The 17,233-nt window shown below is 66.2% G+C and carries 16 protein-coding genes; 7 read left to right on the top strand and 9 right to left on the bottom strand.

Annotation, left to right across the window (positions count from 1 at the left end):
• Positions 1-6: 6 nt before the first annotated feature.
• Genes FRZ44_RS15740 through FRZ44_RS15720 form a run of 5 tightly spaced genes read right to left on the bottom strand, consistent with a single transcriptional unit; the run spans position 7 to position 5,598 of the window.
• Positions 7-408: a hypothetical protein gene (locus FRZ44_RS15740; protein WP_151178081.1), complete on the bottom strand. Its 402-nt coding sequence runs from the start codon at positions 406-408 to the stop codon at positions 7-9.
• Complete coding sequence (locus tag FRZ44_RS15735; protein ID WP_151178080.1) at positions 408-1,028, bottom strand: sarcosine oxidase subunit gamma; 621 nt, start codon at positions 1,026-1,028, stop codon at positions 408-410. The genes FRZ44_RS15740 and FRZ44_RS15735 overlap by 1 nt, the downstream gene beginning before the upstream one ends.
• Positions 1,021-4,035, bottom strand: coding sequence for a sarcosine oxidase subunit alpha family protein (locus FRZ44_RS15730; RefSeq protein ID WP_151178079.1), 3,015 nt, complete (start codon positions 4,033-4,035; stop codon positions 1,021-1,023). The genes FRZ44_RS15735 and FRZ44_RS15730 overlap by 8 nt, the downstream gene beginning before the upstream one ends.
• Entirely contained in the window at positions 4,032-4,331 is a 300-nt protein-coding gene (locus FRZ44_RS15725; protein WP_151178078.1) for a sarcosine oxidase subunit delta, read from the bottom strand. Before FRZ44_RS15725 ends, FRZ44_RS15730 begins: the two co-directional genes overlap by 4 nt.
• A 13-nt stretch (positions 4,332-4,344) precedes the next feature.
• On the bottom strand, positions 4,345-5,598 hold the full coding sequence (locus tag FRZ44_RS15720; RefSeq protein ID WP_225308710.1) for a sarcosine oxidase subunit beta family protein: 1,254 nt from the start codon (positions 5,596-5,598) through the stop codon (positions 4,345-4,347).
• A 217-nt stretch (positions 5,599-5,815) separates the two neighbouring features.
• Here FRZ44_RS15720 and FRZ44_RS15715 point away from each other — a divergent pair, with 217 nt between their 5' ends.
• The 3 genes from FRZ44_RS15715 to FRZ44_RS15705 all read left to right on the top strand — a co-directional run bounded on the left by FRZ44_RS15715 (position 5,816) and on the right by FRZ44_RS15705 (position 10,051).
• Complete coding sequence (locus tag FRZ44_RS15715; protein WP_151178076.1) at positions 5,816-6,841, top strand: GlxA family transcriptional regulator; 1,026 nt, start codon at positions 5,816-5,818, stop codon at positions 6,839-6,841.
• A 151-nt stretch (positions 6,842-6,992) separates the two neighbouring features.
• A complete protein-coding gene (locus tag FRZ44_RS15710; RefSeq protein WP_151178075.1) occupies positions 6,993-9,413 on the top strand; it encodes an FAD-dependent oxidoreductase in 2,421 nt (806 codons plus the stop codon).
• 29 nt (positions 9,414-9,442) lie between these two features.
• Positions 9,443-10,051, top strand: a complete 609-nt coding sequence (locus tag FRZ44_RS15705) for a hypothetical protein (RefSeq protein ID WP_151178074.1) — start codon at positions 9,443-9,445, stop codon at positions 10,049-10,051.
• Positions 10,052-10,245: 194 nt separating this feature from the next.
• On the opposite strand, the gene FRZ44_RS15700 is transcribed toward FRZ44_RS15705, so the two are convergent.
• The gene (locus tag FRZ44_RS15700) at positions 10,246-10,812 is read right to left on the bottom strand and encodes an HD domain-containing protein (RefSeq protein ID WP_151178073.1); all 567 of its coding nucleotides are present in this window, start codon (positions 10,810-10,812) and stop codon (positions 10,246-10,248) included.
• Positions 10,813-10,887: 75 nt separating this feature from the next.
• On the opposite strand from FRZ44_RS15700, the gene FRZ44_RS15695 reads away from it, so the two are divergent.
• From FRZ44_RS15695 to FRZ44_RS15685, 3 genes are all read left to right on the top strand, one after another.
• Complete coding sequence (locus tag FRZ44_RS15695; protein WP_225308286.1) at positions 10,888-11,616, top strand: ferredoxin; 729 nt, start codon at positions 10,888-10,890, stop codon at positions 11,614-11,616.
• A gap of 104 nt (positions 11,617-11,720) precedes the next feature.
• A complete protein-coding gene (locus FRZ44_RS15690) occupies positions 11,721-12,470 on the top strand; it encodes a glutamine amidotransferase-related protein (RefSeq protein WP_191908120.1) in 750 nt (249 codons plus the stop codon).
• Between the two features lie 164 nt (positions 12,471-12,634).
• Positions 12,635-13,567 (top strand): hypothetical protein, encoded by a 933-nt coding sequence (locus FRZ44_RS15685; protein ID WP_151178071.1) that lies wholly within the window; start codon positions 12,635-12,637, stop codon positions 13,565-13,567.
• Positions 13,568-13,636: 69 nt separating this feature from the next.
• On the opposite strand, the gene FRZ44_RS15680 is transcribed toward FRZ44_RS15685, so the two are convergent.
• The 3 genes from FRZ44_RS15680 to FRZ44_RS15670 form a co-directional block, all read right to left on the bottom strand.
• On the bottom strand, positions 13,637-14,149 hold the full coding sequence (locus FRZ44_RS15680; RefSeq protein ID WP_151178070.1) for a DinB family protein: 513 nt from the start codon (positions 14,147-14,149) through the stop codon (positions 13,637-13,639).
• Between the two features lie 164 nt (positions 14,150-14,313).
• Complete coding sequence (locus FRZ44_RS15675) at positions 14,314-14,856, bottom strand: glutathione peroxidase (RefSeq protein WP_225308285.1); 543 nt, start codon at positions 14,854-14,856, stop codon at positions 14,314-14,316.
• A gap of 48 nt (positions 14,857-14,904) precedes the next feature.
• Positions 14,905-15,609 carry a helix-turn-helix transcriptional regulator gene (locus tag FRZ44_RS15670; RefSeq protein WP_151178069.1) on the bottom strand — a complete coding sequence of 235 codons (705 nt, stop codon included), beginning with the start codon at positions 15,607-15,609 and terminating at the stop codon, positions 14,905-14,907.
• 107 nt (positions 15,610-15,716) lie between these two features.
• On the opposite strand from FRZ44_RS15670, the gene FRZ44_RS15665 reads away from it, so the two are divergent.
• The gene (locus FRZ44_RS15665) at positions 15,717-17,120 is read left to right on the top strand and encodes an MFS transporter (protein WP_151178068.1); all 1,404 of its coding nucleotides are present in this window, start codon (positions 15,717-15,719) and stop codon (positions 17,118-17,120) included.
• The last annotated feature ends 113 nt before the right edge of the window (positions 17,121-17,233 follow it).

Below are 17,233 nucleotides of genomic sequence, written 5' to 3'. Positions count from 1 at the left end.
CCGGGATTACCACGGCACCGCCTTGCCCTGGATCACATTGGAGGGAAATCGCGCGTGGCTGTTGGGGTCTTCCCAGATCAGGCTGTCGCCGTCGCGATAGAGATTGAAGCAGGCGTCGCCGTCGTCGGCGACCGAGCAATATTGGTCGCCGACCACCTTCCAATGGCCCTGCTCGGGCGGCTGCCCTTCCGGCTGGTAGAGCGTGGTCCCGTCGGGCGCGAAGAAACTGCGGAAATGGGAAGAGCCGCCCCAGCTCCCCTCGATCGAGTTGCCGACGAGAAGGGTCGCGATCTCGGGGCCGGTCAGCGGCTTGGGATCCTCGGCCCGCGCAGGTGATCCGTTGCCGGCGATCAGGGACGCCAGCAGCGCCGCCGCAAGCCAGGGGGAGCGGCGCCTGGGCCGGGACATCAGTCGGACGCCACCGCGATCCGGTAGTCTTCGCCGGCCCGTTCCAGCCAGCGCCAGAGATGATCGGTGAAGCTGTTCAGCACCGAGATCTCGTAGCCCGGCCGGTCGTCGATCTGCTCGAGGAAGATGTTGGCGCCGGCAAGACCGGTCTGGGCGCAGCGTCCCGGCCCGAACACGCGGGGGTGAAGGTCGAGGCTGATCCCGCGCGCCAGGAGCTCGCGTGCCTTGGGGCCGGCCACGAGGATGCAGCTCCGCGCCTCGCTGACGTCGGTCACGGCCGCATGCTGGCCGGTGAGACTGGTGCGCAGGCTGCGGGAGAGATCGGCCTCGCGGCCCGCCGGTCCGATGACGAGCCATTCGTTGGGCCCGAGCCAGAGGGCCCGCAGTTCGCCGGCGCGGGCGACGCTGTTGGGCGCCTGTGGCAAGGCGAGGCCGGTCGCCTGGCGCACGGCGTCGGCGAAGGCCGGGTCGACCACATTGCCACGCAGATTGATCTGGCAGCGATGCGGGCGCTCGGCCAGGACGATTTCGGCCTCTTGCAGAACGCCGGTCTGCGAGGCGGCGCGGGCGCGCAAGCCCAGATGGGCCAGCGGCGAACGTCGCAGATAGGGCTCAACCATTGAGGCGGGTCCCTTCGATGTCGAAGAAGCGGGCTTCGGTCACCTTGGCGCGGATCGTGCGATCGACCAGCGGGATGAAGACCGTGTCGCCCATGCGGTTGCGGCCGTTCTTGAGCACGGCCATGGCGATCGAGCGGCCGACATTCGGGCTGTAATAGCTCGAGGTGACATGGCCGATCATGGCCATTGGCGGCTTGCGCTCGAGCTCGGCCACGACCTGGCCGCCCTCGGGGATGAGCTCGCTCGGATTCTCGGTCAGGAGCCCGACCAGATGCTTGCGATCGGGCCGCGCCGTGTCGGCACGCTTGTGCGCACGCTTGCCGAGGAAGTCCGGCTTCGACTTCGCGATCGCCCACTCCATGCCGAGATCCTGCGGCGTCTGGGTGCCGTCGGTCTCCTGGCCCACGATGATGAAGCCCTTCTCGGCGCGCAGCACATGCATCGCCTCGGTGCCGTAGGGCGTGATGCCGTATTTCTCGCCGGCCGCCATCAGCGCTTCCCACAAGGCCAGGCCGTAGCTCGAGGGCACGTTGACCTCGTAGGTGAGCTCGCCGGTGAAGCTGATGCGCATGACCCGCGCCGGGATGCCGGCGACATGCCCTTCCTTGTAGGACATGAAGGGGAAGGCCGCGTCGTCGAGCGGAATGTCGGTGGTGAGCTCCGACAGCAGCCGGCGCGCCATCGGCCCGTTGACGCCGACGGTCGCCCATTGCTCGGTGACGGAGGTGCAGAACACCTTCATGCCCGGCCATTCGGTCTGCAGCCACTCCTCGAGCCAGGCCAGCACGCGCGCCGCATTGCCCGTGGTGGTGCTCATCAGGAAATGGCCTTCGGCAAGCCGCGTGGTGACGCCGTCGTCGAACACCATGCCGTCCTCGCCGCACATGAGGCCATAGCGGCAGCGCCCGACCTCGAGCTTGGTCCAGGCGTTGGTGTAGATCATGTTGAGCAGCTTGGCGGTATCGGGCCCCTGAATGTCGATCTTGCCAAGGGTCGAGGCATCGACGATGCCGACGCTGGTGCGGGTCGCCTTGACCTCGCGATTGACCGCATCATGCAGGGTCTCGCCATGCTTCGGGTAGTACCAGGGCCGCTTCCACTGCCCGACATTCTCGAACAGCGCGCCGGCCTTCTCGTGCCAGCCATGCATGGGCGTGCGCCGGATCGGGTCGAACAAATCGCCATTCTCATGGCCCACGAAGGCGCCGATGGTGACCGGCGTATAGGGCGCGCGGAAGGTGGTAAAGCCGACCTCGGGGATCTGCGCGTCGCGCAGATCGGCCAGGATCGCCAGCGCATTGACGTTGCTGGTCTTGCCCTGGTCGGTGCCCATGCCCATGGTCGTGTAGCGCTTGAGATGCTCGACCGAGCGGTAGCCTTCTCGGTTGGCGAGCGCCACGTCGGCCGCGGTCACGTCGTTCTGGTGGTCGACGAAATGCTTGCCGCCTTGGCCCAGCGGCTTGTCGGACGGGACCAGCCAGATCGGCCGCAGCGGTTCCTCCGCCGGCTCGGGCGAGGTCAGGCTCGGGGCGCTCCCGGCATTCTCGTCGAAACCGGCCGCTTTGGCGGCCTGGCCGCCGGCGGCGAAGCCCTGCGCCAGGCAATCGGAGGTGCGGAAAGCCGCATTGATGGCGCCGGCCGTCAACGTCGCTTCATGCGGACGATCCGGCACGAAGGAGGAGATCGCCTCGTCGAATTTGAGCGAGCCGCGCGACTGCGAATAGAGATGCACCGTCGGGTTCCAGCCGCCGGACACCAGCAGCGCGTCGCAATCGATCTGGCGCGCACCGCCCCCGACGGCATCGCCCGCCGCGTTGAGCGCCATGACCTTGACGCCCTTGATGCGCTTATGGCCGGCGGTACCGGTGATCGCATGGCCCGCCAGCAACTCGATGCCCTTGGCGCGCGCGGCCTGGACCAGCTCGCCCTTGGGGTCGGCGCGCAGATCGACAATGGCGGCGACCGTGGCACCCGCCTCGACCAGATCGAGGGCGGTGCGATAGGCGCCGTCATTGTTGGTGAAGAGCACGGTCTTGTGCCCCGGCGTCGCGCCGAAGCGGTTCAGATAGGAGCGGGCGGCCGAGGCCAGCATGGTGCCGGGACGGTCATTGTCGGCGAAGACCAGTGGCCGTTCGATGGCGCCGGCCGCCAGCACGACCTGCTTGGCACGGACGCGCCAGAGGCGCTGGCGCGGGCCTTTGGCACCCGGCCCGAGATGGTCGGTCACGCGCTCGACCAGGGCGACGTAGTTGTAGTCGTAATAGCCGAAGGCGGTGGTGCGGGTGAGAAGCTTGACCTCCGGCATCGCCGCCAGCTCGGCTGCGGCACTCGCGACCCATTCGGAAGCGGGCTTGCCGTCGATGGCTTCGGACGGGCTCGAGAGCAACTGGCCGCCGAACTCCGATTGCTCGTCGGCCAGAATCACGCGGGCTCCGCTGCGGCCGGCGGCCAGCGCCGCGGCCAGGCCGGCGGGACCGCCGCCCACGACCAGGACGTCGCAATGGGTGAACTGCTTGTCGTAGCGATCGGGATCGGGCTCGCTCGGGCCGACGCCCAGGCCCGCGGCCTTGCGGATGAAGTACTCGTACTTCATCCAGGCGCTCTTCGGCCACATGAAGGTCTTGTAGTAGAAGCCGGCCGGGAAGATGCGCGAGAGCAGGCTGTTGCTCTCGCCGATGTCGAGGTCGATCGAGGGCCAGCAATTCTGGCTCGCCGCGACCAGCCCGTCGAAGAGCTCGACCTGCGGCGCGCGGATGTTCGGCTCGGTGCGGGCTCCTTCGCCCAGCTGCACCAGCGCGTTCGGCTCCTCGGAGCCGGCGGTCATGATCCCGCGCGGGCGGTGATATTTGAAGCTGCGGCCGACCAGCGCCACGCCGTTGGCGATGAGCGCCGAGGCCAGCGTGTCGCCCTTGTAGCCGTAATAGGTGCGGTTGTTGAAGGTGAAGCGCAACGGCAGGTCGCGATCGATGCGGCCGCGCTCGGGATGGCGGTGGCTCTGGCGGCTCATGGCTGCGCGCTCCCAGCGCCGAGATCGCTCGGCGGCGGTTCGCCCATCTTGTAGACGGCGAGAATCCGGTGCGACACGGTGTGGCGCGCAACGTTGAACCAGCGCCGGCAGCCGCGCGCATGCATCCAGCGTTCGTAATGCACGCCCTTCGGATTCTTTCGCATGAAGAGATAGTTCGCGAACTCGGCGTCGCTGAGCGCGTCGGGATTCTCCGGCCGCGCGATATGCGCCTCATGGCCGTAGGAGAACTCGGTCTCGTCGCGGGCGCCGCAATAGGGGCAGGGGATCAGCAGCATCGGGCCTGGTCCTTCAGTGAGCGACGCCGGCGGCGCCATGCTCGTCGATCAGATAGCCGGAGACGAAGCGCTCGAGGGCGAAGGGCTCGGCGAGCTTGTGCGGCCGTTCGTTGGCGATGGTGTCGGCGAAGACCCAGCCCGAGCCCGGCGTGGCCTTGAAGCCGCCCGTACCCCAGCCGCAGTTGAAATACATGCCCTCGACCGGGGTGCGGCCGATGATCGGGCTCGCATCCGGGCAGGTGTCGACGATGCCGCCCCAGCTCCGCATCATCTTGAGGCGGCTGAAGATGGGGAAGAGCTCGCAGAGCGCGTTCATCTGATGCTCGAGGATGAAGGGGCTGCCGCGCTGGGCATAGGAATTGAAGGCGTCGATGCCGGCACCCAGCACCAGCTCGCCCTTGTCGGACTGGCTGACATAGACATGGACCGCGTTCGACATCACGACCGTGTCGAGGATCGGCTTGATCGGCTCGGACACCATGGCCTGCAGGGGGTGGCTTTCGATCGGCAGGCGGAAGCCCGCCATGGCGGCGACGACGCTGGCATGGCCGGCGACGACGCAGCCGACTTTCTTCGCGCCGATATAGCCGCGCGTGGTCTCCACGCCCTTGACCCGGCCGTTCTCGATGCGGAAGCCCGTGACCTCGCAGTTCTGGATGATGTCGACGCCGCGCGCGTCAGCCGCGCGGGCAAGGCCCCAGGCGACCGCGTCATGGCGCGCCGTGCCGCCGCGGCGCTGCAGCGAGGCGCCCAGCACCGGATAGCGCGACTTGGGATCGGTGTTGAGGATCGGGCAATAGGCCTTGCACTGCTCGACATCGAGGAACTCGGAATCGATGCCGTTGAGGCGGATCGCGTTGACGCGCCGGTTGATCTCGCGCAGGTCGCCCAGGTTGTGCGCCAGGCTCATCAGCCCGCGCTGCGAGAACATGACGTTGAAATTCAGATCCTGGGAGAGGCCCTCCCACAGCTTCAGCGAATGCTCGTAGAGATGGGCGCTCTCGTCCCAGAGATAGTTGGAGCGCACGATCGTGGTGTTGCGGCCCGTATTGCCGCCGCCGAGCCAGCCCTTTTCGAGCACCGCCACATTGGTGATGCCATGTTCCTTGGCGAGGTAGTAGGCCGTGGCGAGGCCATGGCCGCCGCCGCCGACGATGATGACGTCGTATTCGGGCTTGGGATCCGGGCTGCGCCAGGCCGTCTGCCAATCCTGGTGGTAGGAAAGAGCGTTCCGGATCAGGCCGATAATCGAATATTTGGGTCTCAAGGCCACGGGCGTGGGCCTCCTCGGGAGGGGCTGGGCGGCGGACAAAATGGCAGTGGTGGGAAGGGGTTGCAAGCGCCCCGGGGCCGCATCCCGGGCCGCGAAAATGGCGGTCCGGCGCCGATTCCGGTCTTGCGACCCTACGCCACCATTTATTCATTTCGCGACATAGCGTAGAGTGCGCCCCGTTTCCTGGCCCGACCCCCATTCTGGACGTTCCATGTTCGGTGATCCTCCCCGCGAACTGCCGCAGCAGATCGCTTTCCTGCTGGTGCCCAACTTCTCGATGATCGCCTTCACGGCGGCCGTCGAGCCGCTCCGGCTGGCGAACCGCGCGAGCGGAAAGCAGCTCTATCGCTGGCATCTGTTCTCCGCCGACGGCAAGCCGGTCGCGGCCAGCAACGGAATCGAGCTCAATCCCTCGGGCAATGCGGATCAGGCGGTCAATTTCCACACCGTGATCCTCTGCAGCGGCATCGACGCCCACACCTATAACGATCGCGGCCTGTTCGCGGCCTTGCGCCGCTGCGAGCGGCAGGGGGCCGATATCGGCGCGCTCTGCACCGGCACGCATATCCTCGCCCGCGCCGGGCTCATGGACGGCTATCGCTGCACCATCCATTGGGAGAACATGGCGGGCTTCGCCGAGGATTTCCCGCAGATCGAGGTGACGAGCGAGCTGTTCGAAATCGATCGCAACCGCTTCACCTGCTCCGGCGGCACTGCCTCGCTCGATCTCATGCTGAATTTGATCGCCGAGCAGCATGGCCACGAGCTGGCGGCCTCGGTCTCCGACCAGTTCATCCATGAGCGCATCCGCGACCGCCACGACCATCAGCGCATGGCGCTGCCGGCCCGCCTCGGCGTGCGCCATCCCAAGCTGCTCTCCGTGATCAAGCTGATGGAAGAGCATCTTGAGGAGCCGCTGGAGCGCCACGACCTGGCCGACGCGGCGGGCCTTTCCAACCGCCAGCTCGAGCGCCTCTTCCGCAAATATCTGAACCGTTCGCCGGCCCGCTATTACGTCGAGCTGCGTCTCAATCGCGCGCGGCTGCTGCTGCTCCAGACCAACATGTCGGTGATCGACGTGGCGCTGGCCTGCGGCTTCGTCTCGGCCTCGCATTTCTCCAAATGCTACCGCGACTTCTTCGGCCGCACGCCGCGGCGCGAGCGGGGCGGGCCGGCGGTTGCCGCCGCGGCCGCCGCGCGGGCCGCGGGCCCGGGCAAGATCAAGGGCGCCGCCTGACCGATTCCAGACCAGTCTGAAGGCGCTGACGCTGCGGCCCTTTCGCCGCGTCTCGTTCGGATGACGGTGAGATGGCGCCAGGGCGCTTGAGATCGGGCGCCCCCGCCCGCTAAATTCCCCCGCGCAATGAATTTGACGAGCAGGAGCTTCGATGAAGTCGCATGCGAGAGTGGTGGTCGTCGGCGGTGGCGTGATGGGGGTGGGGCTGCTCTACCACCTGGCGCTCGAAGGCTGGTCCGACGTCGTGCTGGTGGAGAAGGGCGAGCTGACCTCGGGCTCGACCTGGCATGCGGCGGGCCAATGCCCGCATTTCAACAGCTCGCTCAACATGACCAAGGTGCATGTCTATGGCACCCAGCTCTACCCCCAGCTCGAGAAGCTGACGGGGCAGGCGGTGAGCTGGCATGGCTGCGGCGGCTTGCGCATCGCCACCACCGACGAGGAGGTGAACTGGCTGAAGCAGGTCTATGGCCTCTCCAAGCTCGCCAACTACGAGGCCCATATCATCGGGCCGGACGAGATCAAGGAACATCACCCCTTCCTCAACACCGACGGCATCAAGGCCGCCTTCCTGACCGTGACCGACGGCCATGTGGCGCCGGCCGACATCACCAATGCGATGGCGGCGGGGGCCCGCAAGCTCGGCGCGGAGATCTATCGCCGCACGCTCGTGACTGACATCAAGCTGCTCAAGACCGGCGAATGGCAGGTCATCACCGACAAGGGCAACATCACCTGCGAGCATGTGGTGAACTCGGCCGGTTCTTATTGCGACGTGGTCGGCTCCTGGACCGGCCATAACGTGCCGATCGCCAACATGCTGCATCACTACATGATCACCGAGCCGCTCAAGGAGCTGGTCCAGCTCGAGAAGGAATTGCCGGTGGTGCGCGATCCCTATTCGCACGCTTACTTGCGTGAGGAGACCAACGGCGTGCTGGTCGGTCCCTACGAGACCGCCACGGCGCATGTCTGCTGGGACGGCAAGCCGCCGGCCTGGGATTTCGAGAGCGAGCTGATCGCCCCCGAGCTCGATCGTCTCACGCCCTGGCTCGAGAAGGCGGCCGAGCGCTTCCCGCTCTTCGGCGAAGCCGGCCTCAAATCCATCATCTCCGGCGCCATCACCCACACGCCCGACGGCGTCTATCTCTCCGGCCCCGCGCATGGGCCGAAGAACTACTGGATGCATTGCGGCGCTTCGATCGGCATCTGCCAGGGCGGCGGCGCCGGCAAATATCTGGCGCAATGGATGGTGCATGGCCAGGCTGAGATCAATATGCGTGAGTTCGATCCGCGCCGGTTCGGCAACTGGGCGACCAAGGACTACACCACCGAGGTCTCCATCGCCGACTATCATCACATGTATTACTGCTACAAGCCGGCCGAGCAGCATCAGGTCGGACGCGGCCTGCGCAAGTCGACGATCTATGACAGGCTCGCGGCCGCGGGCGCGCAGTTCAGCCAGATCTTCGGCTGGGAGCGCGCGCGCTGGTACGACAAGAGCGGGAAGGGCGAGACCTATTCCTTCAAGCGCTCCAACTGGTGGGACGCGGTCAAGGCGGAATGCAAGGCCGTGCGCGAGCGCGTCGGGCTGATGGATCTCTCGACCTTCGCCAAGTTCGACGTGAAGGGTGCCGACGCCCCTGCCTTCCTGGAGCGGATCTGCGCCAACAAGATCCCGGCCAAGGATGGCGGCATCATGCTGGGCCATCTTCTCAACGAGAACGGCTTCATCGAGAGCGAGATAACCGTCACGCGGCTGGCACCCGATCATTTTTATGTGCTCTCGGCCGCAGCCGCCCAGCTCTACGACATGGACCAGCTGAGCTGGCGCCTGAGGCCGAACGAGCGCGTCACCATCACCGACATCACCGACGATTTCGGCGTTCTGGTACTGGCGGGGCCAAAGGCGCGCGACGTGCTGGCCGCCTGCACCAAGACCGACCTCACCAACGCTTCGTTCCGCTGGCTGACGGGCAAGGAAATCGAGGTCGCGGGTGTGAAGGGCGTGCGGGCTCTGCGCGTGAACTATGTCGGCGAGCTGGGCTGGGAACTGCATGTGCCGATGAAGTCGCTGCCGATCGTGTTCGACGCGGTGATGAAGGCGGGCGGCGCCCATGGGATCCAGCTCTTCGGCACCTATGCGATGAACTCGCTGCGCATGGAGAAGGCCTATCGCGGCTGGGGCTCGGAGCTGACCAACGAGGTCACGCTCATCGAGGGCGACATGGAGCGCTTCACCAATCTCGACAAGGACTTCATCGGCAAGGCCGCGACCCTGCGCTCGAAGCAGCAGGGGGCCCGAATCAAGCTCGTCTATATGACGGTCGATGCGGGGAACTCCGACTGCTACGGCAACGAGCCGATCTATCAGGGCGACAAGGTCGTCGGCATCACCACGGGCGGCGCCTATGGCCATGCGATCGACAAGTCGCTGACCTTCGCCTATGTCGATCCCAAGCTGGCCCAGGACGGCCAGGCCTTCGAGATCCTGATGATGGGCGAGCGCCGCAAGGCGAGAATCGTGCCGCAACCCGCCTGGGACCCGAAGAACGAGCGGCTGCGGGGGTAGGAGCCGGCCTTTCAGAAGGTTGATTTGCGGTGCGGTACAAGTCTTTTGATCAGGCAACCCGCAATCTGGTGGTAGAGAATGTCGAGCGCCTGGCAGAGGGCAGCGAGACCATTTGGGGCGCGAGTCTCACGATGGTCGTTCTTCTGAGTGGCAATGACGATCCACGGATCGAGGAGCCGCTCACCGTCTTCGTCGCGGCCAACTCCGACTCTGACGATCTGCACCTCGGCGTTCTTCGTGAGGCTGCCCCCGCCTTCAGAGCCGAGCTCGAGCGAAGGGTGGAGCGCTTCGTGGAACATTATCGCGAGACCAGCGTTGCCGCCGGCCAGAGGATCGTCGCGGTTTTCGAGAATCCCGAGCTTACGCGACGGATATCCCGGATCCTCAGCACGGCATGGGATCCCGTAGGAATCGTGAGATTGCCGGCGGGCAAAGGCTTCTATGACGAACATGTTCCGCAACTTCGCGAGCTTTTGCGTGTCGAAGCGACAGAGCAGGAGATTGCGGATCATCTGATTCGCATCGAAGACGAGGTTCTGAAATTTCCCGTCGACCGGCCGCGTGCCTTGAACGTGGCGCGGCTCTTGATCGAGAACGCGGCAGAGTTCCGCGCGCAGCCATCAGTGAATGAGGATTAGACGAGACACCTCGACCGTCGCCAGCATGACGATGGAAACGCGCCAACGATCGTCAAACCAGATGGTCATCCCCGCGAAAGCGGGGACCCAACTCTAAGCTTGGCGCGTTCGGTCGGGATGGGCCCCTGCTTTCGCGGGGGTGACATCGAGGGCGAGGTGAAGTCGGAGCGCCGGATGATCGCCGAGGCGTCGCCTTAAACCACGAACGCCCACGGCTTGCGCCCGATCACGCGCCGTACCATCGGCTCGAAGGCGTCGATCGGCATATTCTCGTATTCCGGATCGAACGAGTTCTGGTCGTAGTTGTGGCACCACGCGGCCGTACGCTCGAACAGCGGGTGGCCGCGATATTGTTCGCGCGCGTTGCGGTCGCCGCCCACATGATGGAAGAAGTAGTAGCCCTGGAAGATGCCGTGATGCTTGACCAGCCAGTGATTGTCCTTGGAGATGTAGGGCTGGAGGATCGCGGCGGCGAGATCGGAATGGTTCTCCGGGGCCATGATGTCGCCGATATCGTGGAGGAGGGCAATCACGACCACTTCCTCGTCCTCGCCGGCGCGGAAGGCGCGCGTGGCGGTCTGGAGCGAATGCTCATAGCGGTCGATCTTGTAGCCGAGCTTGTCGCCGCCCAGACGCTTCAGCTGCGACAGCAATTCGTCCGGAAGGTGCTGGGAATGTTTCTGAAACCGGCGGTCGAGGAGCTGATATTCCTCAAAGGTGCCGTTTTCCATCCGGATGAAGTCGACCGTCTCTTCCATCATGCCCTCTCCTTCATGGCCGCGGCCGGCATCCGGGACTTGCGGAGGCCGGGGCGGCAAATGGCATCATAGCCTATCATGAGCGACCCCCGCATTTCCAAGAGCCCTAATTGGGCCAAGAGCTTAGCTGAAGGGTTGTCGGTCCACGGCCTGATCCTCCGGGGCGGCTTCCAGCCGGCGGAGGAGGACGGGCTGCCGGCATTGCCCGACGGCCGGCCGGCGCGGCTCCTGATGCTGGTCGGGAATGCCGGGCCGGCCCTGTGGCGGGCTTTCAGCCAGGCGCCCGAAGCGCGGGACGGCAGCCCCCATCCCCTCAACCGCTGGACCCGCCGGGTGGTCGAGGACGTGGCCGCGGAGTTCGAGGCTGCCGCGCTCTATCCCTTTGAAATCCGGCCGGCCTGGCCGTTCCAGCGCTGGGCGCAATGGGCCGAGCCGGTGTTCCCGTCGCCCCTCGGCCTGCTGATCCATCCCGAATTCGGGCTCTGGCATGCCTATCGCGCGGCGCTCCTGTTTGCCGAGCCGCGCTCGCTGGCGCCGCCCGCCCGGGCCACCCATCCCTGCGAGGTCTGCGCCGAGAAGCCCTGCCTGACCGCCTGCCCGGTCGGGGCGTTCGAGCCGGCCGAGGGCGGCGTCCGGTACGATGTCCCGGCCTGCCTTAACCACATCGCAGGACCTGCGGGGCAAGATTGCCTGGAGGCGGGCTGCCGCGCGCGGCGGGCCTGTCCGGTCGGCGCCGAATGGCGCTCCGAACCGGCACAGGCCGGGTTCCATATGCGGGCCTTCCTGCATGCGGATCGAAGCCGTTAGGCGGGCGCGGCAATTGACGACTCGGGTGCGCCGACCCCAGCATGGCCCCGGCCTTGCGGGCGGCTTTGCGGATCCGCGGCGGATCGGGTGACGAAGGGCGGAGAATGAGCAATCGAGTTGTGATGGTGGTCCATAGCGAGTGGCGCGAGAAGCGGATCTCGCCCCATCTGACCGCCCGCGGTTATCAGGTCGAATGCCGCTGTCCGGCCCAGGGCGATCGCCTGCCGGAAAATGTCGAGGACTACGCCGCCGCCATCGTGTTGGGCGGCGTGCAGAGCGCCAACGACGCCGACAATGTCGACTATATGCGCCATGAGCTCGACTGGATCCGGCGCTGGGTCGAGCAGGACCGCCGCTATCTCGGCATCTGCCTCGGCGGCCAGTTGCTGGCGCGCGCGCTGGGCGCCCGCGTCGATGTACATCCGCAAGGGTTGCACGAGATCGGCTACTGGCCGATCGAGCCGACCAAGGAGTCGGGCGATCTCTTCGCCGGTCTCGGCCATGTCTATCACTGGCACAAGGAAGGCTTCGAGCTGCCGCAGGGCGCCGAGCTGCTGGCGCGCGGCGCGCGCTTCCCCCATCAGGCGTTCCGCCGGGGCCGGGCCTATGGGCTGCAGTTCCACCCCGAAGTGACCGGCGAGGATGCGCGCGGCTGGCTGGGCGAGACTTCCGATTACGAGGCGAGGCCCGGGGCGCAGCCGCGCGATCTGCATCTGGCGAGCATCGAGAAACATGATGCGGCGCTGGGCCGCTGGACCTTGCGCTTCATCGACCGCTGGATCGGCGAGAGAGTGGCCGATTCAGGACCGTCTCCTGTGTCTATTGTTGCAACGCCCCGCGTCGCCCACGGCTGAATGCCGCGCCGGCGCGGATTGACCGGCCCATCATCGTCCGTCGTTTCCGTGGTGGCGGTTTGCCGCTTGTGCGGGTTCGAGCCGCTGTTGTATAGGCCTTTCGCTCGTTATCTGCCTGATCGATAAGGGGGACCCTCTTGCGCCTCGTTCTAGCGATTTGCGCGTTGAGCTGCGCGCTCGTCTTCGCCGGATCTGCATCCGCAGACTCTTCCGCCACCAACCCGACCGTCACCCAGGTCGCACAGAACAGCCAGTTCGCAAATCTGCTCGGCCAGAGCTCCTACAAGGAGCTTCCGGTCGAGACGCCGAAGCCTGCCCAATCCACCGGCACCCTGAAGCTGACCGGGATTGTCGCCACCGGCGCCTTCAAGAACCTCACCGATCCGATCCAATGGACGGTGGTGCGCGTCGCGAGCGGCGGCGTGCCGCAGGCGGTCCTTGCGCGCGACAAGAAGCCCGAGGCGACTTTCAAGCTGCCGCCCGGCAAATACATCGTCGAGGGCATCTGGAAGGCGATCGTCGTCCAGCGCGACATCGAGGTCCCGGAGGGCAAACCGGTCAAGCTGGTGTTCAATTACAATGCCGGCACCGTCAGCATGAAGATGATCCCCTATACCGGCGGCGCGCCGATCACGACCGCGGTGCAGTGGGAGCTCTACATCCTGCGCAAGGGCGCGGGCTCGAATCTTCAGGAGAGCGACCGTCTGTTCCTGGTGGTGGCGCCGACCCAGCAATTCTCGCTGCCCGAGGGCAGCTACGTGGTGCGCGCCAGCTATGGTGGCACCTCGGCCGACCTGGTGATGCCGATCCAGGCGGGCAGCGTGTACAAATACACGATCAATCTCTATTCCGCGAAGGTCACCTTCAACGCGCCGAACACCGATCAGAGCACGAGCTGGCAGATCCTGCGTGCCAAGCCCGACGGCGATGGGAACCGCCGCATGGTGGCGAGCCAGACCGGCGCGGCGCCGACCTTCCTGCTGCGCGAGGGCAAATATGTCGTCCGCGTTTCCAACGGCAAGGCGACCGCCGAGCAGCCCTTCGAGGTGAAGGCCGCCAAGAACACCACGGTCAAGGTCAAGCTCGCGGCGAAATAAGCGCGCCGCACAGGGCTTCCTCGAGAAGGGCGCCGGACTCGTTCCGGCGCCCTTTTTCGTGACCGGATGTCAGGCGATGACGCGCGCCTCGCCGATTTCGGGCAGGAAGAAGGGGAGGTCGACGTCGGGCAGGTCCATGCCGCGCTGCTGCATGACGGCATAGATCTGGCCGCGATGATGGGTCTGATGATTGAACATGCCCGACAGCAGATCACGGACCCGCGCCTCGAAATGCCGGTCGCGCTTGATCGTGGAGAAGCGGACCAGCGCCTCGATCCTGTCGTCCGGCATCTCGTCCAGCAGCGCGATCAATCCCCGGTCCTCCGCCTCCCGCGCGGCCCGCAGCGAAGTGAAATCCTCGAAGAGGATCTGGTCGAGCGAGGAGATGCCGCGATCGCTGCCGGTGACGCGTCCGATCCAGAGGCGGTCCACCACCAGCAGATGGTTGAGCGTGTGATGGATCGTGCGGAAGAAGATTCCGGTGTCCGCGCGATAGGCTTCGTCGTCGAGCGTCGCCACCTTGTCATAGAGCTGGCGGTTGACCCATTGGTTGAAACGGGCCATCAGCGAGAAATGTCTCATGCCGTGTCTCCGGGTAGGCGAGGGCGTGGCCTCGCAGCCGCATGAACCGAACCCCAGGCTAACCTCGGACCGCCACCGCGAACGCTGAGATTTTTTCAAGTTGCCGGCGAGCCGGCTGCAATTTTTCGCCGCAACACCGATTGCGGCATCGGGCAGGGATCAGCTTACGCGGAGGGCGCACCGAGCGCCTGCTCGATCGCGCCGGTCAGCTTCGCGTCCGAGGGTTTGACGGTGCTGGTGAACCAGGCCGCCAGCTTGCCGTCGCGTCCGATCAGGATCTTGTGGAAGTTCCATTTGGGCGCGCCTTGCGGGCCGGTCTGCTCGAGGGCCCAGCGATAGATCGGGTGCGCCCTTTCTCCGATCACGGTCTGCTTGGCCATGATCGGAAAGCCGATCCCGTAGGTGGTCTCGCAGAAGCGCTTGATCTGGCTGTCGGGGTCGGGCTCCTGTGCGCCGAAATCGTTGGCCGGCACGCCCAGCACCAGGAAACCGCGGTCGCGATAGCGCTGCCAGAGCGCCTCGAGGCCGCGATATTGCGGGGTGAAGCCGCAATAGGACGCGGTGTTGACCAGCAGCACCACCTTGCCGCGGAACATCTCCGGCTTGAAGGCCGTGCCCTCGACCGAGGGGAGCGGGAGCTTGCTCCAATCGACGGGCGTCGGATGCGCGGAAGTGGTGGTGCCTTGGCCGCCGGAAAAGCTGGTCATGATCATGCCTGCAAGCGAGAGGAGATGACGGGGCTTCATATCGCTCCATTATAAACGCGAACGCGAGTTGCGGCGCGGCTTCCTTTGTGGCGAAGGGGCGGGCTTGGCCGCTTCCCCTATCTCGATCCGGTAGCTGCAGCGCCGTTCCCCCGCGGCGAGCCCGTCACCGCTGACCAGATGTTGCACCCGCTCGACCTTGGCGCCGGGCCCCAGGACGGCGCGAAAGAGCTGCAGCTCCGAGCGGCAGAAGCCCTGGCAGGCGGTGGCCGCGGCGCAGATCGGGCAATGATGCTCGAGCAGCAGCAGGCTGCCATCGGCTTCCTCGCGGATCTCGGCCATGTAGCCTTCATGGGTCCGCTCCTGTGCGAGACGCCGCAATTTTTCAGGCACATCCTGTGCCGTCGCGAGAGCCGTCTCATAGCGCCGATGCTGCTCCGCCTCGCGCGCCGCGATCAGGCGGTCGAGGGCCCTGGCGCCCAGCTTGCTGCGGACGGTTTCGATCAGCTCGACCGCGAGGCGGTCATGGCCATCGGGAAACTCGGCGTGACCGGCCTCGCTCAGGGACCAGTTGAGGCCCGGCCGGCCGACCGCTCCTCTGGCCTCGCCGGCCTGGATCAGTCCCGCCGCGCGCAATGTCTCGAGCCGCTGGCGCGCGCCCTGGGGCGTGATGCCCAGGGCAGCGGCGGTGGCCGCGGTCGAGATCGGCCCGCGGGTCTTCAGCAGTCGGAGAACCTCGTCGTCGCTGGTCGCCATCGCCCTGTTATCCTCGGGTTTCGAGATTAGTTTGGCAACAAACCAGTTGTCAAATTCGACGGCGCCATTTAGAAACGAAAAGGTTTCAAAAAGGGAGAGATCAGATCATGGATCCTGCGCTCGCGGGCGCCGATCCTTACGCCGGAGAGGGCTGGCGCGAGATTCTCGGCCAGGGGCGCTGGGCGCCTTTCCTGCTGATCTGCTTCGGCATCTGGCTGCATGCGGCGGACGGGTTGATCGTGGTCACGACCATCCCTGCCATCGTCGCCGATATCGGCGGGATCGCCTGGACCGGCTGGGCCTTCGCGCTCTATCAGGTCGCTTCGATCGTGGCGGCGTCGCTCGGCGGCCTCATGGCCTTGCGCTTCGGCATCGGCCGCGCGACGGCGGCGGCCAGCGCACTCTTCACGCTCGGCTGCGTGCTCGACGCGATGGCGCCGGACATGGGTTTCTTCCTCATCGGCCGCCTGGTGCAGGGCCTCGGCGGCGGCGTGATGGTGGCGCTGTTCCATGTCGCCGTGACGCGCGTCTTTCCGGAGCGGCACTGGACCCGCATCTTCGCCTGGGTCTCCGCGGTCTGGGGAGTCTCGGCGCTGTTCGGGCCGCTCGTCGGTGGGCTCTTCGCCGAGGCCGGGCTCTGGCGCGACGCCTACTGGGCCTTCGGCGCCCAGGCGCTGGTGGTGGCGCTCTGTTCGCCCTTCCTCTTCGGCAATGTCGCATCCTCGGCGCAAGGCCTCGAGCTGCGGGCACCCTGGTGCGCGCTTCTCATGCTGGTGCCGGGCGTGCTGGGAATCGCAGCCGCGAGCGTTGTCGATTCCGTGGCTCTTGCGGCGCTGTCGGTCGCGATCGGCCTTGGCTTCCTGGCGCTGTTCTTCTATTTCGACCGGCGCGAGCATTCGCCGCTGCTGCCCGAGCGATCCCTGTCCGCGGCGCCGGTGCGGTTCGGGCTGCTGATGGTGCTCTGCTTCTCGGTCGCGACCATCTCCTTCAGCGTCTATGGGCCGCTGCTGCTGGTGCAGCTGCATCACATCACCCTGCTCGAGGCGGGCTACATGATCGCGATCGAATCCGTCGCCTGGAGCGTCACCGCGATGATGGTGGGCTGGGTCAGGCCCAAAGGCGAACCGCTTTGCATCAAGCTCGGCGCCAGCATGATCGCGCTGGGTCTTCTCGGCTTCGCGCTCTCGGTGCCGCAGGGGCCGGTCTGGGCCATCGCCGTTTCGGCCGGATTGCAGGGCGGGGGCTTCGGCGTAAGCTGGGCCTTCATCGCGCGACGGGTGGCGTCGGGCGCGATCGAGGCCGAGCGGGAACGGGCGGCCGGCGCGCTGCCGACCACGCAGATGCTGAGCTATGCGATCGGTGCCGCGCTCGCCGCCATCATCGCCAACGGCCTGGGCCTGGAACTGGTCACGCCCGAAGCGCGGCTCCGGTCGATCGGATTCTGGATCTTCTGCGCCTTCCTGCCGCTGACCCTGCCAGGCTTCCGCGCCGCCTGGCGCCTGGCGCGATAAGCCCGGGCCCGCCCGAAAGAGCGTCTCCCGTCGGAAACTTGACGTCCGGTCCTCCTTGGGCACGGAATGAGGGATCGCCGTCGGTCCGAGTCCGTTGCGCCCCCAGTGCCGGT

The organism is Hypericibacter terrae, from assembly GCF_008728855.1.
GTDB lineage: Bacteria > Pseudomonadota > Alphaproteobacteria > Dongiales > Dongiaceae > Hypericibacter > Hypericibacter terrae.
This window is presented reverse-complemented; position numbering and strand designations above follow the sequence as displayed.